This is a genomic window from Thalassotalea sp. PS06 (assembly GCF_007197775.1).
GTDB lineage: Bacteria > Pseudomonadota > Gammaproteobacteria > Enterobacterales > Alteromonadaceae > Thalassotalea_A.
The window spans coordinates 3,259,898-3,283,407 of the sequence record NZ_CP041638.1 but is presented as its reverse complement, the minus strand read 5'-3'; the positions used below and the strand labels follow the sequence as shown (position 1 = coordinate 3,283,407).

The window sequence follows — 23,510 nt, the reverse complement described above, 5'->3', positions numbered from 1 at the left end:
TAGTCTAATAAAACGCGATTTAAATTGCACGTATTTAGTGAGTTGTGCCTTAGTTTATCCGAGCACGGTGCAAATAAATCGTCCTTTCTTTGGACGATGCAATAACCTTGCCTTGATTGTCGATTAGATCCAATTTTATTTTGTGCTCGCCACGATCAACGTTTCTGAGGATAAATACAGAGCGTGTCTGTGGCTCACCATGAGGCTCGCCGTTGAAAAACAATTGAACTTTAAGACCACGCTTGAACACCGGTGAAACCTGACCGGAGATGTAGATAGAGCCAGAATTATCACGGATAGTCGCGTGATCTTCTGGTTGGGTGATACTGACCTGAAATTCCTCGACTTTAGCTCTCGGGGTTACATCCAGGATTGAGGTGTCGACGGAGCTGATGATAGTTTGCTGCTCATCCACTTCGATAAGCTCAGCGCCGGGTTTTGGGGTGTCGGAAAAGACGACGTTACCATTTTCATCGGTCCAGGCGTATATTCTGGACTTTGCCTGTACCGCCAATGTACAGAGCAAAATCATGCCTATCGTAACGAGTTTCATCCATTTCATTATTTGGGTTCCATAGACCTAACGAATATCCGTTCTTTATCGTTGCCAATAGTTTCTAGAGACAGCGAATAAAGAATAATAGTTATACCAATCACACTGAGTTTGTGCACAACTCAGAGTTTAGGCAGAGGTTCAGTTACAACATAGATTTCATTGATATGGTCATTCTATCTATATGAAATATAGGTATTATTATGTATCAATCAGCGATTAAAAACCAATCTATGCTTACCCTCTGAATTTAAACATAAAAAAGCCCGCTTATGCGGGCTTTTCAGAGTAATCAGTAATTGCTGATTAAACGCTGTAGTACATTTCGAACTCAACTGGATGAGTTGTCATGTTCAGCTTCTCGATGTCAGCACGCTTAAGTTCAATGTATGCATCGATCATGTCTTGAGTGAATACACCACCTTCAGTCAGGAAGTCCATGTCAGCTTCAAGACAATCCAGAGCTTCTTCTAATGAACTCGCAACTTGTGGGATAGCAGCAGCTTCTTCCGCTGGTAGATCATATAGATCTTTATCCATTGCATCGCCTGGGTGAATCTTGTTTTTGATACCGTCAAGGCCAGCCATAAGCATTGCTGCGAATGCTAAGTATGGGTTAGCTGTTGGATCAGGGAAACGTACTTCGATACGACGTGCTTTCGGGCTAGGTACTACTGGAATACGGATAGAAGCAGAACGGTTACGTGCAGAGTAAGCAAGCATAACTGGCGCTTCGAAACCAGGAACTAGACGCTTGTAAGAGTTAGTAGAAGCGTTAGTGAAAGCATTTAGTGCTTTAGCGTGCTTGATGATACCGCCGATGTAGTAAAGAGCAGTTTCAGAAAGACCACCGTACTGATCACCAGAGAAAAGGTTAACACCGTCTTTCGCCAGAGATTGGTGACAGTGCATACCAGTGCCGTTATCACCAACAACTGGCTTAGGCATAAAAGTAGCCGTTTTGCCGTATGCGTGTGCAACGTTATGAACAACATACTTGTAGATTTGAATCTCGTCAGCTTTGTTAACCATAGTGTTGAAACGAGTCGCGATTTCGTTCTGACCCGCAGTTGCAACTTCGTGGTGATGCGCTTCAACAACAAGTCCCATCTCTTCCATTACCAGACACATTGCGCTACGAAGATCTTGTGAAGAATCAACTGGAGCTACCGGGAAGTAACCGCCTTTAACGTTAGGACGGTGACCGGTGTTACCATCTTCATAAGAAGTAGAAGAGTTCCAGATAGCTTCTTTGTCGTCGATCTTGTACATAGAACCACTCATATCCGTGTGGTACTTAACGTCGTCAAATAAGAAGAATTCCGGCTCTGGGCCGAATAGAACTGTATCAGCGATACCAGTGCTGCGCATGTAATCTTCAGCGCGCTTAGCAACAGAACGCGGGTCACGCTCGTAACCTTGCATAGTAGCAGGCTCAACGATGTCACAGCGGATGTTTAAAGTTGTTTCTTCTGTGAATGGGTCAAGTACCGCAGTTTCAGCGTCAGGCATAAGAATCATGTCTGATTCGTTGATACCTTTCCAACCAGAGATAGAAGAACCATCGAACATTTTACCTTCTTCAAAAAAATCTTCATCGATTTGGTGAAAAGGAAGTGAAACATGCTGCTCTTTACCTTTGGAATCAGTGAAGCGCAAATCAACGAACTTAACGTCGCTTTCTTTAATCAAATTTAAAACTGCTTGTGACATGAACGTCTCCGAAATTATTCTGCAGGTTAAAATAAAAATGTACTAACATTTGCTATGCAATGCATAAGCGATAATCGTGCCAACTTTGTAACCGTTGTTTTATCAAGGAATGGGCATTTAATATCGGCTTGGTTTGCACCTGCTTGGTGCAACTGTGGATCTTAATGGTGCATAGATGACAGGGGATCCTGAAAATTTCAGTTACTACTCTTTCATTGTACCATTTTAGTGAGAATTCACAGGATTTTTTCCAAAATAAGGCAAAACACTAATATCTAAATCAAATCCTAGTCAGGGCGCACTTCTCCTGCGACCTATCGGTTTTATTAATCGTACAATTTTAATTTTCCTTGTGCACTGCTCTGCTGTACAATACGCGCCCAAATATAGTTAAGGGCTAATACAGTGTTAGACAAATTACGCAATATTGCGATTATCGCGCACGTTGACCATGGTAAAACCACCCTGGTTGATAAACTGTTACAACAATCAGGTACATTAGACGCACGCGCAGATCTTGATGATCGTGTGATGGATTCTAATGACATCGAAAAAGAGCGTGGTATTACCATCCTCGCTAAAAACACCGCTATCGACTGGAACGATTATCGCGTAAATATCGTAGATACTCCGGGCCACGCTGACTTTGGTGGTGAAGTAGAGCGAGTAATGTCAATGGTTGACTCAGTACTGCTAATTGTTGACGCACAAGAAGGCCCAATGCCGCAAACTCGCTTCGTAACCCAAAAAGCATTCGCACAAGGGTTGAAGCCTATCGTAGTTATCAACAAAATCGATAAGCCAGGCGCTCGTCCTGATTGGGTAATGGATCAGGTATTTGATCTATTTGATAACTTAGGCGCAACTGACGAACAGTTGGACTTTAAAGTGGTTTACGCTTCAGCTATCAATGGCTGGGCATCTCACGAAGAAGGTGCAGAAGGCACTGATATGACACCGTTGTTCGAAACCATTGTTGAAGAAGTTCCGGCACCGGATGCGGATATCGAAGGCCCGTTCCAGATGCAAATCTCTCAGCTTGATTACAACTCTTATGTTGGTGTAATCGGTGTAGGTCGCGTTACTCGGGGTACCGTTAAGCCAGGTCAGCAGGTTACCGTTCATGGTGCTAATGGTCGTATCCACAACGGTAAAGTGGGTACGGTTTTAGGTTACCTTGGTCTAGAGCGTTATGAAGCCGAATCTGCCAAAGCGGGTGATATTATCGCGATTACCGGTTTGGGCGAGCTGAAAATCTCCGATACCATTTGTTGCCCAACAGAAGTTGAGCCACTACCGGCACTTTCTGTTGATGAACCAACCGTTACTATGACCTTCCAGGTAAACACTTCGCCATTTTCTGGTTTAGAAGGCAAGTATGTAACCTCACGAAACATTCTTGATCGCCTGCAGAAAGAATTGGTTCACAACGTTGCCCTTCGTGTTGAAGAAACAGACGATCCGGACAAGTTCCGTGTGTCAGGGCGTGGTGAATTGCACTTAGGTATCCTAATTGAAAACATGCGTCGTGAAGGCTTCGAGTTAGCGGTATCTCGTCCCGAAGTTATCATGATCGAAAAAGATGGTGAGACTCAAGAGCCATACGAAACCGTAACCGTTGATGTTGAAGAAGAGCATCAGGGTTCAATCATGGAGAAAATGGGTCTGCGTAAAGCCGAACTTACTGATATGGCGCCAGATGGCAAAGGTCGTATCCGTATGGACTTCATCATGCCGTCTCGTGGTTTGATTGGCTTCCAGACCGAGTTCATGACTTTAACTTCAGGTAGTGGTCTTATCTATCACACTTTCCTGCAGTACGGTCCTCACAAAGGTGGTGAAATCGGTCAGCGTATCAATGGTGTATTGATTGCTAATGCTACCGGTAAAGCTTTGACTAATGCTCTGTTTAACCTACAAGAGCGCGGTCGTCTTATGATTGGTCATGGTGTTGAAGTTTATGAAGGTATGGTTATCGGTATCCATAGCCGTGATAATGACCTTACAGTAAATGCTTTGAAAGGTAAGCAGCTAACCAACGTACGAGCTTCTGGTACAGACGATGCGCAGGTACTAACGCCGCCAATCGAGATGACCTTAGAGCAAGCGTTAGAATTTATCGATGACGATGAATTAGTAGAAGTAACGCCAGAAAACATCCGTATTCGTAAGAAGTTCTTAAAAGAGTCGGATCGTAAGCGTGAATCTCGTAACGCCAAAAAAGCATAAATGCCAGCTTAATCGCAATCGAACATAAGCTTAATTGATTTGCAAACGCCGGCTGATGCCGGCGTTTTTGTTTCTGAACTCGTCCTTGCTAACAAGATTATCCTCAATTCTGCACCTGGCAGAAAATTATTAACTAGGGGGTATATTCTTATCATTCTGTAGGGGTGGCCAAGAATATTTGTTTTATTCAATAGGTTGTGTCAATTTTTTGGGCGGGAATGATTATGGCTTTAGGTGCTGTAATAAAACAAACACGACAGGATAAGTAAACCAACCACAACTTAGTGAACTTGCGGGCATAGAACAGTCCTATTTATCTAAGCTGGTAAATGATAAATCGGTGCCATCTGATGAGATTTTATCAGCCATATTAACGTCTTTAGATTTAGCTTTGACCCAGGTACTACATTCTATTTCTTCTACTGCTGAGCTCAGACGTTTATAACAAGTGCCAATGATCTCTCAGCAGCTATCCCTTTCAAAACAACAATCCATCAAGCAGCGGCGCATCTATCTGTCACTATGTGCGATTGTCTGTGCCCTCGCTGTCGCTATGTTTTACGCCGGGTACAAAGGCAATGTTTTTTCCGAAACGGGCTATTAATACGTGTCCCATGGCACCTTAGTAGACGGCGAAAATCCGAGTGTATTCACCAAAGCGCCGTTTAATATGTATAGCCGAAATATCCGGATTATGAGCGTAAGGTGGAAGAGATGCGTCTTTCGATAGAGCAGCGCCGATTTCGTGTTTATCTCTACCTTGATGAGTTTGTCGGTGACTTGATTATTTACGATGCTGATGATGGCCGACGCGTTTACCATTACCGCGGTGTTGCAGAACAAGAGCGCAATATCAAGGTTGGTTGCAGGCAATAGGTGTGTTGTTGTTGTTTGTGTTGTTACTGATTGGTTTTTTTCTCGACCCAAGCATTGCCAGACATTAATTATTAAATACTGATTTGTCACCTCTGAACGGGTAATCAGTAAAATTGTCTTTCAGACAAAAGCTGATGTTATTCAGATGGTAAGGCGTTTACTTCTTTCCTCGATACTGGCACGATAAGCTTGCTTATTTGTAGTACAGGGAAAAAGTAAAATGAGAAAATTAATCGTACTCATATCATTATTGAGCCTTGCAGGATGCCTCACCACCTATCGCCTACCTGCTGACGCTGAAATGCAACCATTGAAGCCTGATGAGGGCTATTTCGGGTTAGTGTTTAATTCGCTAGACCCGTTGAAAAACATTCAGTTTAAAAACATGGAAACCGGCAGTGAATTTTATGAAGGTCGCCTGGAACGCGGCGTTCATCAAATGACATTGAAAGTGCCTGCCGGTGAATACTGTCTGGTAGGGTTTGACGTTTACGATTTTCGCGTAGATTACCAGGACAAAGGTTTTTGTACTTATGTAGAAGCCGGGGAAATGAATTACTTCGGTGAATTCATTGTTCGCGATCCAGTCACTGTAGCCAGTATTAACTTCAATCGCTATGTTGCATTATTATCCAAAGATCACCCTGAGGTGTGTAAAGAATACATTGGAATAGGATGTTAGAGATGAAATATTTAATCAGTATTTGTTTGCTAGCTTTTGCTTCTAACAGCTATGCCGATGAAGAGAATGGTTGTCGGGAATTACCTGGTTTCTTTCCTTATAAAGCGGGTATTGAAGCGCAAAAAGTTGATAAGCACGAAGAAGCTTTCGATATTTTCTGCAATTTGGCAATGCAAGGCGATTATCGTTCGCAATTTCAGTTAGCCAAATATTTTGATAACGGCATCGAAAATTACATTGATGTTGATCCGGTATTTGCGTTGCTTTGGGCGGATTTGTCCAATTACCAAGTGAAAAGTAAAAAGCGCACTAGCTATTTAGAAAATGCGAAAAATAATCTGAATGAGGAAGAACTAAGAGAATTCATCAGAGTAAGAAGTAAATTCTTAGCCAGGATGCCTACTGGTAATCGCATTGATATGCAATTTGAACCGCTGAACTTACAGGAGCTGTACAAAGAGTATCAAAAGTCGCGAGAGCCTGTTGAATATACGGGGTCACGCATCAAACGAGACAAGCCTCCGTTAAATATTTCCTCAGTTGCTCTTTAGGTGTTTTAAAGTCGATGCCGCTGTTGTCATTGCAATATGCCCGTGCCGCGTCCTGCTATCCGGGTATACTTACATCCATATAATAAAAAAGCGACCTTCAGGTCGCTTTTTAAACGAAATAACGTTAGCGATTAAGCGTTGAAGTTATCGTTTGCAAATTCCCAGTTAGCCAACGCCCAGAAAGCCTGCATGTAGGAAGGACGTAGGTTACGGTAATCGATGTAGTAGGCGTGTTCCCACAAATCAACAGTTAGAAGTGGAGTTACACCGTCTTCTGTCAGCGGTGTTGCCGCATTTGAGGTGTTAACGATAGCAAGGCTGCCGTCAGCATTTTTCACTAACCAGGTCCAGCTTGAACCGAAGTTGTTAACAGCACTGTCATTGAACTTCTCTTGGAACGCTTCGAAAGAACCGAATTGTGCATCGATAGCAGCAGCTAATTCACCAACTGGTTTGCCAGCACCGTTTGGCGTTAGTGAGTTCCAGTAAAAAGTGTGGTTCCAGATTTGCGCAGCGTTGTTGAATACACCACCAGAAGACTTCTTAACGATTTCTTCTAAAGAAGCATCAGCAAATTCAGTACCTTCGATAAGGCCGTTTAGCTTAACAACATAAGTGTTGTGGTGCTTACCGTAGTGGTACTCAAGGGTTTCAGCAGAAATGTGTGGTGCAAGGGCATCTTGTGCGTAAGGCAACGCAGGTAAGGTAATTGCCATGTTGAAGTCTCCGAGTTGAAAAAGTAAAACAATCAGATAAAAGAAAGGGTATGCCACTATGTCCATATGGGCAAAGCTAAGCATACGCCGCAAGAGCTGACTTTGATCAGTTGTCGGTGTTAACCAACCGATATTCCACAGCCCTGTAAAAAAATCGGGAATAGTTTACTGAAAAATCCCGTTATTACTAGCTTTATCGCACAAAAATCCTGCAAATTACTGATTTTATGCCATTTCGAGCATAACCTTAGCGTCTTAGTCGTGGTCGAATTTGCTTAATCCGGTCGAAGAGGGTATGTTGGAAGCGATTCTTTCACCCGCAAAGCCGTTAATAACTTTGCGAATAATAATAACAACATAGGGGGATTTATGTCGGCTATGGACATGATCAACATGCTGTTCCGCTGGAGCCATGTACTTTTCGGTATTACCTGGATTGGTTTACTGTATTATTTTAATTTTATTCAGGGTGGCTATTTCAAGAAGGCGACTCCGGAAGCATTAGCGGATGCTAAAAAACACTTAGCGCCTGAAGCCTTGTGGTGGTTCCGTTGGGGCGCTATGTTCACTTTTATCACCGGACTATTGTTGCTCGTTGGCGTGCACAAGCTAAATGTAATGAATGATTATATCGTGCTTGGTGCAACCTTAGGTACGTTAATGTTCTTAAACGTATGGTTAGTAATCTGGCCGAATCAGAAAATCGCTTTAGGTATGGTTGAAGGGGATGCCCCAACCGCTGCCGGTAAAGCGTTACTGGCTTCCCGAACCAACACCTTGTTTTCAGGTCCCATGGCGTTTTTTATGTTGGCCGGCCCTCATTATGCAGGATATGGTATGGGAGTTGGGTCGATGGCACTTTGGGTTTCGCTGGCGATCGCAGTCTTGCTTGAAATCAATGCTCTTGCCGGTAAGCAAGGGCCAATGACGACAGTGAAGGGGGTTATTGTCTCCAGTATTATCCTAACGGCTGTGTTTCTCGGCATATTTTACGCTCTGTAAAATACGTTACCCTCACCGTTGACAAAAATTTAGAGATAGCGAGGCTAGCCATTGTGCTAGCCTTTTTTATGTTGCAAAGATAAATCTATTCAACTTGCTGAGGTTCTCCGCGGTAACGAGCCGCATCTACAATGGCCCAAATATGGACTATGGCGCCAATAAACCAGGCGACCACTGTCGCATACAAACCGGCGGTCGCAATAAAAAATATGATAGCGGGCAATATGCGTCCCTGAACCAGTTGCCCCAGACCGGGAATGAAAAAGCTACAAATTGCTGCCAGAACATTCCCACCTGAACCTTGTTGCGACATTTTTATTCTCCTTTGGCTACTGATACTCAATATTGTAGATTAGTCTAAATTTGTTAATAATCAGAAGTATAGTTGGGATTTTTTCAATTATACTTGTCCCTGTTCCAAATAGTCAGGATAACTATGCTCAACATTAATCAGGAATCGCTAGTCGCTCACTGGCACACCGTCAAGCAATTTGCCGTACACTTTTATCAGCGGGCCAAGGAAGATCAGATAAAGATAAATTCTGGTTACCTTTCTTATGTTACTTTGATGTCTCTGGTACCACTGGTCATGGTAATGTTTTCAATTTTTTCTGCATTCCCATTGTTTTCTGAAATTTATGAGAAAATTGAAGAGTTTACGTTTAACCACTTCATGCCTACTGCATCTGAGGTGGTGCGAGAACACATTGATGGTTTTGTCGACAATGCCTCGAAAATGTCGGCGATTTCTGTAACCGTGTTATTTGCATTGGCATTACTGCTAATTTCCAATATTGATGCGTCATTAAATCGAATCTGGCGTGTTCAGCGTCCGCGACGACCAGTAATATCGTTCGCTTTGTATTGGATGATACTAACCCTGGGACCTTTACTTATTGGTATCAGTATTACGGCAACTTCATACGTTGTCGCTCTGGTTAACTCATCGGGTGTGGATTTTGGAGGCTTTAGCAGCATCCTGTTGCGACTGATCCCTTACCTTGCATCTCTGGCGGGTTTTATGGGGCTTTATTTGGTCGTACCAAATCTTAATGTGCGTTTAAAGCATGCCTTTTGGGGAGGGCTTGTTGCTGCCTTGTTGTTTGAATTGGGTAAGAAAGGGTTTGCTCTGTATGTTACTCACCTCCCCTCCTATGAAGCAATTTATGGGGCGATGGCGGCGATACCAATCCTGTTTGTCTGGGTATATTTGTCTTGGTTGATCGTGTTTATTGGTGCGGAATTCACAGTATGTTTGCAAGAATTCTCATCGCAGCAAAATGAACCGACTAAAATAAATGATTAATCGGCGCTTCGGACTAATCAATAATTATGCCTCGGCCACTATTTCCTAAATTATCGCCCTATGATCAGCAGGTACTTGATGTTGGAGAGCATCAAGTCTACGTTGAACAAAGTGGTAATCGTCGCGGTATACCCGTGCTGTATTTACATGGTGGTCCAGGAGCTGGCAGCAGTGAAGATCATCGCCGCTATTTTGATCCACAAAAGTATCGAATCATTATTTTCGACCAGCGAGGTTGTGGTCGTTCTACCCCCCATGCTTCCATTGCCGACAATACCACCTGGGATTTGGTTGACGATATCGAAGAGATTCGCCAGGCCCTGGCGGTAAAACAGTGGATCGTTGCTGGTGGTTCCTGGGGAACAACCTTGGCAATGGTTTATGGAATCAAACATGCCGAGCAGGTATTGGGCTTTATTTTAAGAGGTATTTTTTTAGGAACACCAGCAGAGGTTCAATGGCTTTATTCTCACCATGGAGCTGCAGCTATTTACCCTGATTATTATCAGGATTTTCTGGCCCCCTTGCAGCCGCATATTCATCAGGAGCCGGTTAAGGCCTATGAGCAGTTATTGCAAAGCGACAATGAACTTGCGCGGTTTCAGGCCGCGAAAGCCTGGACCCTGTGGGAAGATCGCATCTCAACCCTACATCCTAATCATCATGCCATTGAAACCCCTGAGCAGGTGCATAGCGCCGTAGCCATGGCTAATATCGAGAACCACTACTTTATCAATCATTGCTTTTTAGAAGCCGATTACATTCTCAATCATTTAGATAACATCAGTCATATTCCCGCCATTATTATTCATGGTCGTTACGACATGGTGTGCCAGCTGCAAAAGGCCTATCAATTAAAGCAACGTTGGCAAAATGCGACCTTAAATATAATCCCCGATGCCGGGCATAGCGGCTTTGAAACAGGAATAATTAATGCCTTCTGTCAGGCTTCTGATAAGATGGCTGCATTTTTAAAAGAACAATCCACTGATAAGTAAATATGAAAGCATTATTGCAGCGTGTCAGTCATGCCAACGTTGTTGTTGACGGGCAAACGGTTGGCGAAATTGGCTCAGGAATTCTCGTTTTTATTGCCATCGAACATCAAGATACCCCGCAAATGGTTAAGCGCATGGCTGATAAAATCAGTAAATATCGCATGTTTAGCGATGAAAACGGTAAGATGAACCTTAATGTTGCTCAAGCGGGTGGTGAGGTTTTAGTCGTATCTCAATTTACCCTGGCGGCAGATACCAACAAAGGATTGCGCCCAAGTTTTAGCCGCAGTGCCGACCCCGCATTGGGTGAAACGCTTTACCTGCAGCTTGCTGATGAAATTGCAGCAAATGGGGTTGGTGTTGCCAAAGGTCAGTTTGCCGCTGATATGAAGGTGTCATTACTCAACGATGGCCCAGTAACCTTTATGTTAGAAATGTAAGGGGGCAGGATGTCTATAGAATTACCGGCAGGGTTTCGCCTGATTCAACCGAAAACTCCAGCTGAATTTAATCAATATCACGATTTACGTTATCGCTTGCTTAGGGAGCCTTGGCAACAGCCCAAGGGTTCGGAAACTGATGATTTGGAAAAGCAAAGTGTGCATCGAATGATGATCGATAGCGATGGCAATCCTGCTGCCGTTGGTCGATACCATAAATCTTCGCAAAACCAGGGGCAAATACGCTACATGGCAGTGGACCCAAGCTATCAGGGTAAGGGTCTTGGCCGAATCATGTTAATGGCTCTGGAACATCAAGCACTGCATGACGGGGTAGAATCTATTAGTCTCAATGCCAGAGAAGTGGCATTAAAATTTTATCAGGCTTGTGATTATCAGTTACTGGACGAAGCCCATACCTTGTATGGTGAAGTGAAACACTTTGCTATGGAAAAATTACTAAAAAATGAGACTGATTATCAAAAGCCATTACAAGTCTTATCTGGTTTGTGGCATTCAACCATACCCATTACTCAATCGTTAAAATTCACCCCGTGCTTTTATGATGGCAATGAGTTTGTGGTAAGTGCCGATCGCAACGCTAATGTAAATCTGCATCAAACCATGTTCGCAGGTAGCATCTATTCATTGGCAACACTGACTGGTTGGGGCTGGGTTTATATGCAGTTGCAGCAGCAACAACTTGATGGCGACATTGTATTGGCTGATGCCAATATTCGCTATCATCGTCCGGTTAACGGCTACGGTATCGGCCGTACGTTTACTAAAAACAATCAGGGTGATTTATCATCATTGAATGAAACCGGAAAGGCGCGATTTAATGTTTCGGTCGAAGTATTTGATGGCGATCAAATCTGTGCAACCTTTGAAGGACTATTTGCAATCAGGCAAGCGACTCATGACAAATAAAACGGTTACCATCATAGGCGCAGGTTGGCTCGGCTTGCCGCTGGCGGAACATTTAACGACGTTAGGTCATCAGGTGTTGGTGACAGCAACAAGTCCGGAAAAAGTATCATCACTCAGAGATACCGGCTTGAATGCGGTTGAATTCAAAGCCAGTGATGCCGGTGATATCTCTGGATTACTCTCTGCCGAAGCAGTTTATGCCAGTGAGGTAATGATCATTTGCATACCGCCGAGAATTCGCCATGGTGAAGACAATTATCCGCAAATCATCACCCAGCTTGTTAGCGCTGCTGAATCTCAATCAATCCAGCTCGAACATATTATTATGTGCAGCTCTACCGCGGTTTATAATGGCTTGTCAGGCCGCGTCGATGAACAAAGCGAATTGAACTTGCAAGCTCCGAAGGTCGCGATCATGGCAAAAGCAGAACAAGCAATTCTTAATAGTCAAATTAACGATAAACAGGTCCTTCGTCTTGGCGGGCTGATCGGACCGAATCGCCATCCCGGGCGCTTTTTTCGCGAAGGCAGGGTGATCCCAAATCCAGATTCGGTCATAAACTTTATTCATCAGCAGGATGTGATTGAGATTATTAGCGAAATGATTAACAAGCCAGGGTTAAAATCTCAGCCTGTTATCAACGGTGTCAGCCCGAATCATCCATCCCGCCAGACGTTTTATGAGAAAGCTCATCAGGTGTTAGGTAGAGAGATGCCGGCGTTTTCGCCGCAGGCAGAGGATGAAGGAAAACAGGTGATACCTAAGGTGCTCGAGGCAAACAATCATCGTTTTCATTACCCTGAATTGATGACCTGGCTGGAAACCAGCACAGATTTACCGGAATGAAAGAGCCGTAATGAAAATATTGCAGATAGAAAAATATCGCTGGCCACTTCTAACCGCAATTCTCTGGCTGCACATCAGTCTCATTGATCTGATGCTGTTAACGGTCAATGGTACCCGATTATTGTGGCAGCAGAATCTAACCTTCAAGGCGTTTGCGGTGCATCTGAGTATCGCTTTGGTTTCAACACTGGTTATCTGGCTAACGTATCGTTTACAATTAAGAATCAGACAGAACATTAAGTAGGTTTTATGTTGAATAAATATGGTTTAACACTTATCACCGCGGCGTTATTGGCATCGCCAATGCTATCAACGATTGCTAATGCCGATTCTGGCCCAGAAATCGCAGATTCTAAACTGCAGGCAGGCTTTAAGGCGACATTGGTAACCGAAGGTATTGATATTCCCTGGGGAATGACGCAGTTACCTAATGGCGATTTGCTGGTTACCGAACGTGAAGGTGAAATTAAAGTTGTTCGTGATGGCAAATTACTGGATCAGACGATTTCAGGGTTACCGGATATTCACGATTATGGCCAGGGCGGTTTATTAGATATCGTTGTTGATCCTGATTATGCCAACAATGGCTGGTTATATTTCACCTATTCCACCGAAGAAGGTGAGGGCAGTAATACGGCGCTAATGCGTGCCAAGTTAGATGGCATGCAGCTGGTTGAACAGCAGGTACTTTACAAGGCTGAAGGTGAAAGTGAAAAACGCCAGCACTATGGTAGCCGCATCGTATTTGATCAAAATGGCGATTTGTTTTTCTCAATCGGCGATCGTGGTATGCGCGATGAAAATCCGCAAAATCTGGCATTGGATAGCGGTAAAATTTACCGAATTAAAGCCGATGGCAGCATTCCTGATGACAACCCGTTTGTGGGTGACAAAGACGCGAAACCTGCGGTTTTTAGCTATGGCCACCGTAACCCTCAGGGTATGGCAATGGACCCGACAACTGGCAATATCTGGGCGACCGAGCATGGGCCAAAAGGTGGCGATGAAGTTAACCTGATTCAAAAAGGTCTTAACTACGGCTGGCCGGTTATCAGTTACGGTGTTAATTACAGCGGAACGTCGTTCACGGATCTGACCGAAAAAGACGGCATGGAACAGCCGAAAATCAACTGGACACCGTCTCTGGCGCCTTCCGGATTAACCTTTGTTACCTCCGATAAATACCCAGAGTGGAAAGGCAAAATGCTTGCCGGTTCAATGAAATTCAATTACCTGGTGTTACTGACAGTTGATGGCGATAAGGTTGTTTCGCAAGAAAAAATCTTTAAAGACGTTGGCCGGGTTCGTAATGTTTACCAGGCTCCTGACGGCTTTATCTACTTAGGTATTGACGGTCAGGGCATTAAGAAAATTGTTTCTGAGAATTAAGCGAAGTAGCTATAGATGTCTGAGAAACAAGAATTCACTGTAAGCTTTGAATTGGATAAAAAATACCTAGGCGAGTGTTTTGAGCAATCGCGTATCGAGGTAAAGCAATCTTTCCTGCAAAAGTATGCGAAGGCTTTCATCTTATTGATGATTGCCGGGTTAATTATTCAACTTAACGTGGAAGGGATGAGTAAACACCTGGGAGCTTTCTTTATTATCCTTGCGGTGATTGAAATTTTAAGCCAGATTTATGCCCGAGGTTGGTGGGTGACACGGCAGATGTTATCGAGAAATTATGGTCATCAAATCGAGATGACCATGAGCCAGGAATCTATTTCCTGGCAAGGTGGCAAGCAGACGCTGAGTTATCAATGGTCGCAGATAAAAGCTCATCAGCAAACACCGCTTGGGTTGGTTCTAACCACGGACGATGGTGCGCGTCATTACTTCTCAAAATCGCATTTTGAGGATGACAGCTGGCAATTTCTATTGCAACATTTGCCGCTAAGCTAATCGTGACTATGTTGTTGATAGAGCAAGAAAAAAGCGCCTTAAAGGCGCTTTTTTAATGTCTGGTTAAATTTATCGATTAGACATTAACCTGTTTGCTTTGTGCTGTTTAAGCCAATCGAATCCATCCATTGCTGATAATCCATCAGGTTGGCTGGAAGGATAACCTTGTTGTTCGCCTTACTTAGTCCCTTAAACTGGGCAAGGTATTGCTCACTAAGTTGCATTTCCAATGCCTGCTGGCCGCCTTCCTGGTTAATTACCTGGGCAACCTTAGTAATGGATTCACTGGTTGCTCGGGCAAGCGCCATAATTTCTGAGGCTTTACCTTCGGCGGCATTGATGCGACGTTGTTTTTCACCTTCAGAAACGTTGATGGTTTCGCGCATAATACCTTCAGAACGATTGATCAGACTCTGCTTATCACCTTCACTTTTGGCCAAAATTGCCCGGCGCTCACGTTCAGCATTAACCTGCATCTCCATGGCATTTTTTACCGTTTGCGGTGGCGAAATATTCTTAATTTCATAACGGTGAACTCTAATACCCCAGCTTTCTCCGGCAGAATCTAACACTTCTACCACTTTTGCACTGATAAGGTCACGTTCCTCAAAGGTGCGATCCAGCTCCAACGTGCCGATCACCGAACGAGTGGTGGTTTGTGCTAACTGCATGGCGGCGAATCGATAATCGGTAATCCCATAACTGGCTTTAACCGGATCGGTAACCGAGATATAGATAACACCGTCGACTTCAACATTGACCTCATCTTTAGAGAAGCACTCCTGCGGTGGTACATCGATGGTTTCTTCTTTTAAATCCTGAATGTAGGCAACACGGTCAATAAACGGTAGCAGGGCGTGAAAGCCGGCTTCCAGCGTGCAATGATATTTACCTAAACGCTCAACAATATACGCGGATTTTGTAGGTACCAGGCGAATTGACTGAAAAAACTTGATGATTAAAATGAGGAACAACACGCCCCAGATAATCATTACCAGACCATCCATAGGTGCAATATTTTGAATATCCATTATTTACCTCCCTGCACGTTAGCCGTGACGTTATCCATGCCTTTGAAGAAACCCTCAAGTTTGGCGATTTCTGTTGGCATGATAGAAACATCGGCTTCATTAATGATGTCGCCAGTTTGTTGGATAAAGGCCTGCATAAGTCGCATTTTGATCGCTTCGTCACCACAAGGTTGCTTAGCGGCCTGAGCAATTAACCCCATACCATTAGCTGTAGCGTCTGCAATGATTTCAATCTCCTGAGCCCGACCTTCAGCTTCGTTAATCTGCTTTTGTTTGTCACCTTCCGATAAGTTTATCGCGTGCTGGCGCTGTCCTTCAGAAAGGTTAATAACCGAATCTCTCTCCGCATTGGCCAGGGTAATTTCCGCACGCTTTTTACGCTCTGCTTCCATTTGTTTTTCAAGCGTATGAATCACGTTTAACGACGGGGTAATATTACGAACCTCATAACGTAATACTTTAATGCCCCACGGATCCGATGCTTTGTCAATCTCACGAACAATGGTCTCGTTTAGGGTGTCACGCTCGCTGAATGTCTGGCTTAAATTAAGTTTACCGATTTCCGAGCGCATCGTGGTTTGTGCCAGATTTACGCTGGCGCGACGATAATCTTCGATACCGTAACTGGCTTTAGCGCCGTCCATGACTTTGATGTAAACCAATCCATCTACATCAATTTGAATATTGTCTTTAGAAATACAGCTTTGCGCTGGGATGTCTAAAACCTGTTCACGGGTTTCGTGGCGATAGGCAACACGATCAAAAAAAGGAATTAGGAAATGGATGCCTGGTTGCATCACCGCGCGGAACTTTCCGAGGCGTTCGATAACGCAGACTTCGCGCATTTCTACTATCAGGATGAGTTTAAATAATATAAACAGCACCGCTAACAGGGTAAAAGTAAAAATTGCTAACACTAGATACTCCTTGTACTAATTAATTTGAATTAGCGATTAAGATTCCACTCGCTCAACGACCAGGGAAATGTTCTCCCGGCAGATAACTTTGGCGGCTTCGCCTGGTTTGATTTCGCTACCGTCGCCCAGAGCCGTCCAGCTTGAGCCTTGAAACATGACCCGGCCTTTACGATTGCCAGGACCTATGGTTTCCACTACTTCTACTTCGGCACCGAACATATCCAATTCTTCATCCGTGTTGTCGATGCGGGTATCGCCACCCACCATTTTTTGAGTGACGTTGCGAAACAGTAATAGCAGTAATAAAGATAAGATGAACCACATGGTAAACGCATGAACCCAATGGTCGATTAAACCAAACTGCAGGGATAGAGCAACAATAACGGCAGAGATGCCAAGAAATATGACAACCCCACCTGGAATGATAATTTCCAGTAACATCATTAACAGTCCAAGACCACCCCAGACCAAGACATTATTTTCCATCAATGCTTACCTCCTTATGCGTAATCATTCCGGTAGTTTGCGGCATAAATCGGGTTTAATTTAGCCATCCCTTGTAACCAGAATGTTAACCACTATAGCAGGGATAAATTTAAAATGCGACATATTATGTCAGTGCGTGATTCCCGAATGGGGTATAAATATTGGCATATATCGACCACGTTCCCTAATTAAATGCTCGATAAAACAGGGACTAACCATTTACTGGTAACTTTGTTTATACTGGTTGAGGACTTTTTATTTCAAGGATGAAAACAATGAATGAAGAATTTACAACGAATGCGGACGAGCCATTGATGGAAAAGCAAACATTCACACATCAAGAACCTGAGGATTCTGCCAATACTCAACTCCTGACAAAAGGCAAATATGTGTTTACCACCTTTGGCTGGATGCTGGTTTTTTACGTGCCTTCGCTTATTTTATCGCTGTTTGTGGGTATTTACGCGGGTGCGTTTTTAGAAATACCTGATATTGAAACCTGGATTGTCGATGGTGATGTTACCGCCATGCTAGGCATTGGTGTGGCGATAGTGACTCTCCCTGTGGTTTATTGGGCGATAAATCTGACTCCGGTGACCGATAAATTAGCCTTGATAGGACTGCGTTCTTCAACAGGGGCTTCACAGCTATTAACTTGGGGAATAGTTACCGCGGTATTTATCGGAATTTGGTGGGTGATAAATGCAACGATAGAGATTGAAACGCCGCAGTTTATGGTTGGCCTGAAAGAGACAACCGACAATATTTGGTTATTGTTTTTCGCAATATGTATTGTTGCGCCGATTTTTGAAGAAATTGTATTTCGCGGTTTTATGTTTGGCAGACTTGAAAATACCCCGATAGGTAAGTGGGGGACATTGCTGATTACGTCTTTAGTATTCACTCTTATTCATGGGCAATACAATGCCATTGAACTGACCATGGTGTTTTCTCTGGCATTGTTGCTGGGTTATTCAAGAATGAAAACCGGGAATCTATACGTACCTACCTTTATTCATATGTTCAACAACACGGTTTCCATGGTCACTTTGTATATGTTTGAAGTTGTATAATTTTGATCTGATAGGGATGCTCGATGGTTAATCATGAATGGCGAATTCTCGGGCATTTCGCTCTAAATCTGGATCATCTATCGCATTAGTATTGGAAATTTTCCTGTCGACATAAGAGGCTGGCAGATTGGCCTCTCTAGCGCCAACTAACACATGATTTCGATACCAAAAGTATGGGAGCATAGTTGCATCAATATCCGTTGCCACATAGGTGAATGCGGATTGTTTCTGTCCCGAACTGTCGGTGATCACGACCTCTTTAATGTCGTAACCTTTGCCAACCCCTTCAACCCAGTCTAAATCCGGTTTTTCAGCTGGGTTTATATCAAACAGAACACCATAAATTTTATCGTCGTCCTCACCGGTATAATGGGCATCACATTTCCCCGAACCATCATGACTGGCTTTATGAAAGCGCAAATCATGTTGTGCAAGAGTGCAGGTACCGATGACTTTGGCACTTGGTACTCTGGCACTTAAACGGGCGATGGACATATTTGAGCCGTATGCGAAGTAATACATATAACTTCGCCTATGTCGAAACGGCTGCAGAAACTTGTTCAGTACCCTGCCATTGAATTTTGAGTTTTTGTAATTTCATCACGTAAGGAATAAGGGCCGCAAGCTCCAATCGAATCAAGGTTTCCGAGCCGGTAAACATAGTAAAAATACAGATAGCAATACTTAGGTAAGCTAATGGGATACAGGCATTAATTCCCCAGGATTTTCCAAATAACAGGCCATAGGCACAAATACTATGGGCGACATACAAAGCAAGAACTACCAGAGCTAATGATGAATAAATAGCTCCTACCGCTTCTAGTCCATAAAGAGAAAAAGACCCTACTCGCTGGGTAACCAAAGCAAAAATACCGACCAATGGCACCAAGACGCCCATGACAATAAAGAGCCAGCCAAAGACTTTAATCCACTTAGGAATTAGGTTTTTGCGGTATTGTTCAAGAGATAAGCTCTGTGGAGTGGAATTTAGATCACTTTCAGGCGCGTGGTATACATTGTCGTCTTTCATTATGTTCCTTACATCTATTCTTGGATCGGAAACCCGGCCATTTCCTCTGCCCAAGTTAACAACTCTTTTTCGATCTCTTTATAAACGATAGTTACCCTAACAAGATTAAAATAACGCCACAAGATTAAATGAATTTGGACACCCACAGATTTTCAATTCGGGACACCCATGTATTGATTTAACCGGCCTTGATTAATATTCCTCACGAGATGAATGATGCAGATTTGTGGGTGTCCTTAAAATAGGTCATTATGTCTGCAATAGGAACCAAAGAGTTGAAGGTAATGATCCGCGAAGCAAAACCCGATGATTATCCAGAAATGGATGAGCTTTTTCGCCTATCTGCAACAAGGTTGTGCCGCAACGCTTATACCGAAGAGCAGCTTGAAGGTTGGGCTGGATGTCCGAGGCCAGAACGATTTATGGAAAATCAAAGTAACGGCTATCAGCAATATGTTTTGGCACGTGAGAAACAGATTATCGCCTTTGGAATTTTAGACATCGCCAACAGCAAACTAATGGCGTTGTTTGTGCACCCTGATTTTTCGGGGCAAAAGGTTGGTGAAAAAATGATGCATTTTTTGCTGCAGCAAGCCAAAGATAAAAACCTTGATGTTTTGGCTTTAGATTCGTCATTAAATGCTGTCAATTTTTACAAACGACATGGCTTTTCTGAAATTGGTCGAAGTGTGTTTACCACTCAAAATGGCACGACTCTGGAATCGGTACAAATGACAAATATCCTCCGCTGATTATCAATATCTGAATTGAGGACACCCAACTTTATTGTGGCAAAGAATGTGGGTGTCCCAAACCTGACCTCAAATTTTATCTAAGCTCTCCAATTTTTGAATTCGTGATTTTGTGTGGGTCCCTAATTTCGATCAAGTAGAATATTTCGTTTGAAGGAGGAGGGTAGTAGTCGCTCTTCTTACACTCATACAAAAAAGCCCGGCATAAAACCGGGCTTCTTCAATCTTGATGCAACCTTTACACGCTAGGCAGGGTATTGGTTGGCATTAAATCGTGAGCAAAGGCGCTTGCCAATAACTGACTCGCCGCTTCGATATCAGGTGCGAAGTAGCGATCTTTATCGTAGTAGGCAACTTTTTCTCGCAACGTTGCCTTGGCTTTCTCGACATTATCAGACGCTTTCAGTGGCTTTCTGAAATCCAGGCCTTGTGCCGCCGCTAAAAACTCAACGGCGATAACACCTAAGGTGTTATTTGCCATATCGGCCAGACGACGACCTGCAAATGCTGCCATCGATACGTGATCTTCCTGGTTCGCTGAGGTTGGCATGCTATCAACGGAAGCAGGATGCGCCAGGGTTTTATTTTCAGAGGCAAGAGCCGCTGATGTAACCTGCGCAATCATAAAACCGGAGTTTACACCGCCATTTTCTACCAAGAATGCTGGAAGCTTACTTAAGCTGGCGTCGATTAGAAGCGCCATACGACGCTCAGATAGTGCGCCGATTTCACTGATCGCAATCGCCAGATTATCCGCGGCCATCGCTACAGGCTCTGCGTGGAAGTTACCACCTGAGATGAAATCGCCATCATCAGCGAATACCAGAGGGTTATCGGTAACACCGTTGGCTTCTACCAACAATACTTGCGCGGCCTGGCGGATTTGCGTCAAACATGCGCCCATAACCTGAGGCTGACAGCGAAGCGAATAAGGGTCTTGTACCTTTTCACAATCAATATGCGATTGGGCAATTTCTGAGGTTTCACCTAACATGGCGCGGTAAGCCTCTGCCGCATCGATTTGACCTTTCTGACCGCGTATTGCATGGACGCGGTGATCAAATGGCGCACGCGAGCCCATCGCCGCTTCAACACTCATCGCACCAACCATAGTGCTTGAAGCGTATAAATCTTCCGCAAGGAATAAACCTTCAAGAGCAAATGCGGTTGACGCCTGCGTACCATTAAGCAGCGCCAGACCTTCTTTTGCCGCCAGAGTAACCGGTGTTAAACCAGCAATTTTCAGGCCTTTAGCAGCGCTGATCACCTGGCCTTTGTGAATGACTTCACCTTCGCCAAGTAACGGTAGTACCATATGCGATAACGGTGCTAAATCGCCTGACGCGCCAACACTACCTTGCTTAGGCACATAGGGGTAAACCTCAGCATTGATTAGGCTAATCAAGGCTTCAATAACCGATAATCGAATACCAGAAAAGCCACGTGATAGGGAATTGATTTTCAATACCATCATCAAGCGAACGGTAGCTTCGTCCATTGGCTCGCCAAAACCAGCCGCATGGCTCAACACGATAGAGCGCTGAAGCAATTCCAACTCTTCGGTCTTGATGCGGGTGTTGGCTAACAAACCAAAACCGGTGTTAATCCCATAAACCACTTTGTCTTCACGGATAACTTTTTGAACGGCTTCGGCACTCTTGTTGATTGCATCAAAGCAGCTTGCATCAAGCTTAATTTTCACCGCTTCACGGCTAACTCGACGCAAATCGGCAAGTGATAATTGTCCGGAAACGATATTTAATTCAGACATGTCCTCGCTCCCTTATTTGTTGGTGATCATTGGCAGGTCAAGACCCTGCTCTTTTGCACAGTTAATGGCGATATCGTAACCAGCATCCGCATGGCGCATAACACCAGTTGCCGGGTCATTCCAAAGGACACGGGATAAACGCGCTTCTGCTTCATCGGTACCATCGGCGACGATAACAACACCAGCATGTTGGCTAAAACCCATACCAACACCACCACCGTGGTGTAAGCTAACCCAGGTCGCGCCACCAGAAGTAGACAACAGGGCGTTTAATAGTGGCCAGTCAGAAACCGCATCTGAACCATCAAGCATGCTTTCGGTTTCGCGGTTAGGCGATGCAACTGAGCCTGAATCTAAGTGGTCACGACCGATAACGATTGGAGCTTTTAGCTCACCGTTTTTCACCATTTCATTGAATGCACGGGCAAGACGAGCACGATCTTTTAGACCAACCCAGCAAATACGAGCCGGAAGACCCTGGAACGCGATGCGCTCTTTGGCCATATCGAGCCAGTTGTGCAGGTGTGGATTATCAGGAATGAGCTCTTTAACTTTGGCGTCGGTTTTGTAAATATCTTCCGGATCGCCAGATAATGCTACCCAACGGAATGGACCAATACCTTCACAGAAAAGTGGGCGAATATAAGCAGGAACGAAACCCGGGAAATCAAAGGCATTGCTAACGCCTTCTTCTAATGCCATCTGACGGATGTTATTACCGTAATCGGTAGTAGCGGCGCCCATTGCTTGCAAATCTAGCATTGCCTGAACCTGAACCGCCATCGATTGCTTCGCAGCTTTGACTACCGCCGCTTCATCTTTCAGGCGCATTTCAGCAGCATGTTCCATGGTCCAGCCTTGCGGCAGGTAACCATTCAAAGGATCGTGAGCTGAAGTTTGGTCAGTTACCACATCCGGGGTGATGCCACGTTTTACTAACTCTGGGAATACGTCTGCAGCATTACCTAATAGGCCAACTGAAATCGCTTTGCCATCAGCAATCGCTTCGTCAATCATGCTTAACGCTTCGTCCAGGCTAGTCGCTTTCTTATCGACATAACGGGTTTTCAAACGAAAATCGATACGGGTTTCATCACATTCAACAACCAAAGCACAGAAACCTGCCATCGTTGCAGCAAGTGGCTGAGCCCCACCCATTCCACCAAGGCCGCCAGTAAGTACCCACTTACCCTTGGCGTTGCCATCAAAGTGCTGGTTTGCCATTGCCGCAAACGTTTCGTAGGTACCCTGAACGATACCTTGGGATCCGATATAGATCCAAGAACCAGCGGTCATCTGGCCGTACATCATCAGACCTTTTTTATCTAACTCATTGAAGTGTTCCCAGTTACCCCAGGTAGGAACCAGGTTAGAATTAGCGATTAATACGCGAGGCGCATCTTTATGAGTTTTGAACACACCAACCGGCTTACCCGATTGAATAAGCAGAGATTCATCATCTTCAAGACGATTCAATACTTCAATGATCTTGTCGTAACATTCCCAGTTACGGGCCGCACGGCCGATACCACCGTAAACAACCAAAGATTGTGGATGCTCGGCTACTTCGGGGTCGAGGTTGTTCATTAACATACGCTTGGCCGCTTCCGTCAGCCAGCTTTTCGCGGTGATTTCGCTACCACGGTCGGCGCGAATAACGCGTGATTTGTCGAGACGAGGGTCTAAAGACATGATCTCTCCTACT

Annotated in this window: 26 protein-coding genes and 1 pseudogene; 16 read left to right on the top strand and 11 right to left on the bottom strand. The window is 44.3% G+C overall.

What is annotated here, in order from left to right:
* Positions 1-49: 49 nt before the first annotated feature.
* Both FNC98_RS14455 and glnA read right to left on the bottom strand, forming a co-directional pair.
* Positions 50-562: a DUF4124 domain-containing protein gene (locus FNC98_RS14455; protein WP_144035006.1), complete on the bottom strand. Its 513-nt coding sequence runs from the start codon at positions 560-562 to the stop codon at positions 50-52.
* Between the two features lie 297 nt (positions 563-859).
* The gene (gene glnA, locus FNC98_RS14450; protein ID WP_144035005.1) at positions 860-2,266 is read right to left on the bottom strand and encodes a glutamate--ammonia ligase; all 1,407 of its coding nucleotides are present in this window, start codon (positions 2,264-2,266) and stop codon (positions 860-862) included.
* A gap of 405 nt (positions 2,267-2,671) precedes the next feature.
* Here glnA and typA point away from each other — a divergent pair, with 405 nt between their 5' ends.
* The 5 genes and pseudogenes from typA to FNC98_RS14430 all read left to right on the top strand — a co-directional run bounded on the left by typA (position 2,672) and on the right by FNC98_RS14430 (position 6,604).
* Positions 2,672-4,495 (top strand): translational GTPase TypA, encoded by a 1,824-nt coding sequence (typA, locus tag FNC98_RS14445; RefSeq protein ID WP_144035004.1) that lies wholly within the window; start codon positions 2,672-2,674, stop codon positions 4,493-4,495.
* Positions 4,496-4,784: 289 nt separating this feature from the next.
* Positions 4,785-4,940, top strand: a pseudogene (locus tag FNC98_RS17115) (transcriptional regulator); the annotation flags it as partial.
* 269 nt (positions 4,941-5,209) lie between these two features.
* Positions 5,210-5,371 carry a hypothetical protein gene (locus FNC98_RS16850; RefSeq protein ID WP_185967992.1) on the top strand — a complete coding sequence of 54 codons (162 nt, stop codon included), beginning with the start codon at positions 5,210-5,212 and terminating at the stop codon, positions 5,369-5,371.
* Positions 5,372-5,591: 220 nt separating this feature from the next.
* Positions 5,592-6,053 carry a hypothetical protein gene (locus tag FNC98_RS14435; protein WP_144035003.1) on the top strand — a complete coding sequence of 154 codons (462 nt, stop codon included), beginning with the start codon at positions 5,592-5,594 and terminating at the stop codon, positions 6,051-6,053.
* Between the two features lie 2 nt (positions 6,054-6,055).
* The gene (locus FNC98_RS14430; RefSeq protein WP_144035002.1) at positions 6,056-6,604 is read left to right on the top strand and encodes a hypothetical protein; all 549 of its coding nucleotides are present in this window, start codon (positions 6,056-6,058) and stop codon (positions 6,602-6,604) included.
* Positions 6,605-6,735: 131 nt separating this feature from the next.
* Here the strand turns inward: FNC98_RS14430 and FNC98_RS14425 are convergent, their stop codons facing one another.
* Positions 6,736-7,320, bottom strand: a complete 585-nt coding sequence (locus FNC98_RS14425) for a superoxide dismutase (RefSeq protein ID WP_144035001.1) — start codon at positions 7,318-7,320, stop codon at positions 6,736-6,738.
* 369 nt (positions 7,321-7,689) lie between these two features.
* On the opposite strand from FNC98_RS14425, the gene FNC98_RS14420 reads away from it, so the two are divergent.
* The gene (locus FNC98_RS14420) at positions 7,690-8,322 is read left to right on the top strand and encodes a urate hydroxylase PuuD (protein ID WP_260680367.1); all 633 of its coding nucleotides are present in this window, start codon (positions 7,690-7,692) and stop codon (positions 8,320-8,322) included.
* Between the two features lie 85 nt (positions 8,323-8,407).
* On the opposite strand, the gene FNC98_RS14415 is transcribed toward FNC98_RS14420, so the two are convergent.
* Complete coding sequence (locus FNC98_RS14415) at positions 8,408-8,635, bottom strand: hypothetical protein (protein ID WP_144035000.1); 228 nt, start codon at positions 8,633-8,635, stop codon at positions 8,408-8,410.
* A gap of 123 nt (positions 8,636-8,758) precedes the next feature.
* Between FNC98_RS14415 and FNC98_RS14410 the strand changes: the two genes are divergently transcribed.
* Genes FNC98_RS14410 through FNC98_RS14375 form a run of 8 tightly spaced genes read left to right on the top strand, consistent with a single transcriptional unit; the run spans position 8,759 to position 14,745 of the window.
* Positions 8,759-9,628, top strand: a complete 870-nt coding sequence (locus tag FNC98_RS14410) for a virulence factor BrkB family protein (protein WP_144034999.1) — start codon at positions 8,759-8,761, stop codon at positions 9,626-9,628.
* Positions 9,629-9,654: 26 nt separating this feature from the next.
* Positions 9,655-10,626: a prolyl aminopeptidase gene (gene pip, locus FNC98_RS14405; protein WP_144034998.1), complete on the top strand. Its 972-nt coding sequence runs from the start codon at positions 9,655-9,657 to the stop codon at positions 10,624-10,626.
* Positions 10,627-10,628: 2 nt separating this feature from the next.
* The gene (gene dtd, locus FNC98_RS14400; protein WP_144034997.1) at positions 10,629-11,066 is read left to right on the top strand and encodes a D-aminoacyl-tRNA deacylase; all 438 of its coding nucleotides are present in this window, start codon (positions 10,629-10,631) and stop codon (positions 11,064-11,066) included.
* A gap of 9 nt (positions 11,067-11,075) precedes the next feature.
* Positions 11,076-11,996, top strand: coding sequence for a bifunctional GNAT family N-acetyltransferase/hotdog fold thioesterase (locus FNC98_RS14395; RefSeq protein ID WP_144034996.1), 921 nt, complete (start codon positions 11,076-11,078; stop codon positions 11,994-11,996).
* On the top strand, positions 11,986-12,843 hold the full coding sequence (locus FNC98_RS14390; RefSeq protein ID WP_185967991.1) for an NAD(P)-binding domain-containing protein: 858 nt from the start codon (positions 11,986-11,988) through the stop codon (positions 12,841-12,843). Before FNC98_RS14395 ends, FNC98_RS14390 begins: the two co-directional genes overlap by 11 nt.
* Positions 12,844-12,853: 10 nt before the next feature.
* Positions 12,854-13,087 carry a hypothetical protein gene (locus FNC98_RS14385; RefSeq protein ID WP_144034994.1) on the top strand — a complete coding sequence of 78 codons (234 nt, stop codon included), beginning with the start codon at positions 12,854-12,856 and terminating at the stop codon, positions 13,085-13,087.
* Positions 13,088-13,092: 5 nt separating this feature from the next.
* Positions 13,093-14,232 carry a PQQ-dependent sugar dehydrogenase gene (locus tag FNC98_RS14380; RefSeq protein ID WP_144034993.1) on the top strand — a complete coding sequence of 380 codons (1,140 nt, stop codon included), beginning with the start codon at positions 13,093-13,095 and terminating at the stop codon, positions 14,230-14,232.
* A gap of 15 nt (positions 14,233-14,247) precedes the next feature.
* Positions 14,248-14,745, top strand: coding sequence for a YcxB family protein (locus FNC98_RS14375; RefSeq protein WP_144034992.1), 498 nt, complete (start codon positions 14,248-14,250; stop codon positions 14,743-14,745).
* An 83-nt stretch (positions 14,746-14,828) separates the two neighbouring features.
* Here the strand turns inward: FNC98_RS14375 and FNC98_RS14370 are convergent, their stop codons facing one another.
* Genes FNC98_RS14370 through FNC98_RS14360 form a run of 3 tightly spaced genes read right to left on the bottom strand, consistent with a single transcriptional unit; the run spans position 14,829 to position 17,179 of the window.
* Positions 14,829-15,776: an SPFH domain-containing protein gene (locus FNC98_RS14370; RefSeq protein WP_185967990.1), complete on the bottom strand. Its 948-nt coding sequence runs from the start codon at positions 15,774-15,776 to the stop codon at positions 14,829-14,831.
* Complete coding sequence (locus FNC98_RS14365) at positions 15,776-16,684, bottom strand: SPFH domain-containing protein (RefSeq protein ID WP_409574586.1); 909 nt, start codon at positions 16,682-16,684, stop codon at positions 15,776-15,778. Before FNC98_RS14365 ends, FNC98_RS14370 begins: the two co-directional genes overlap by 1 nt.
* Positions 16,685-16,729: 45 nt before the next feature.
* On the bottom strand, positions 16,730-17,179 hold the full coding sequence (locus tag FNC98_RS14360) for an NfeD family protein (protein ID WP_144034991.1): 450 nt from the start codon (positions 17,177-17,179) through the stop codon (positions 16,730-16,732).
* Between the two features lie 275 nt (positions 17,180-17,454).
* Here FNC98_RS14360 and FNC98_RS14355 point away from each other — a divergent pair, with 275 nt between their 5' ends.
* Positions 17,455-18,252, top strand: a complete 798-nt coding sequence (locus FNC98_RS14355; protein WP_185967989.1) for a CPBP family intramembrane glutamic endopeptidase — start codon at positions 17,455-17,457, stop codon at positions 18,250-18,252.
* A gap of 27 nt (positions 18,253-18,279) precedes the next feature.
* On the opposite strand, the gene FNC98_RS14350 is transcribed toward FNC98_RS14355, so the two are convergent.
* On the bottom strand, positions 18,280-18,774 hold the full coding sequence (locus FNC98_RS14350) for a gamma-glutamylcyclotransferase family protein (RefSeq protein ID WP_144034989.1): 495 nt from the start codon (positions 18,772-18,774) through the stop codon (positions 18,280-18,282).
* A gap of 10 nt (positions 18,775-18,784) precedes the next feature.
* On the bottom strand, positions 18,785-19,282 hold the full coding sequence (locus FNC98_RS14345) for a hypothetical protein (RefSeq protein ID WP_144034988.1): 498 nt from the start codon (positions 19,280-19,282) through the stop codon (positions 18,785-18,787).
* A gap of 251 nt (positions 19,283-19,533) precedes the next feature.
* On the opposite strand from FNC98_RS14345, the gene FNC98_RS14340 reads away from it, so the two are divergent.
* The gene (locus FNC98_RS14340; RefSeq protein WP_144034987.1) at positions 19,534-20,034 is read left to right on the top strand and encodes a GNAT family N-acetyltransferase; all 501 of its coding nucleotides are present in this window, start codon (positions 19,534-19,536) and stop codon (positions 20,032-20,034) included.
* Between the two features lie 238 nt (positions 20,035-20,272).
* Here the strand turns inward: FNC98_RS14340 and hutH are convergent, their stop codons facing one another.
* Positions 20,273-21,805: a histidine ammonia-lyase gene (gene hutH, locus FNC98_RS14335; protein ID WP_144034986.1), complete on the bottom strand. Its 1,533-nt coding sequence runs from the start codon at positions 21,803-21,805 to the stop codon at positions 20,273-20,275.
* A 12-nt stretch (positions 21,806-21,817) separates the two neighbouring features.
* Positions 21,818-23,497 (bottom strand): urocanate hydratase, encoded by a 1,680-nt coding sequence (gene hutU / locus FNC98_RS14330; protein ID WP_144034985.1) that lies wholly within the window; start codon positions 23,495-23,497, stop codon positions 21,818-21,820.
* Positions 23,498-23,510 lie beyond the last annotated feature (13 nt).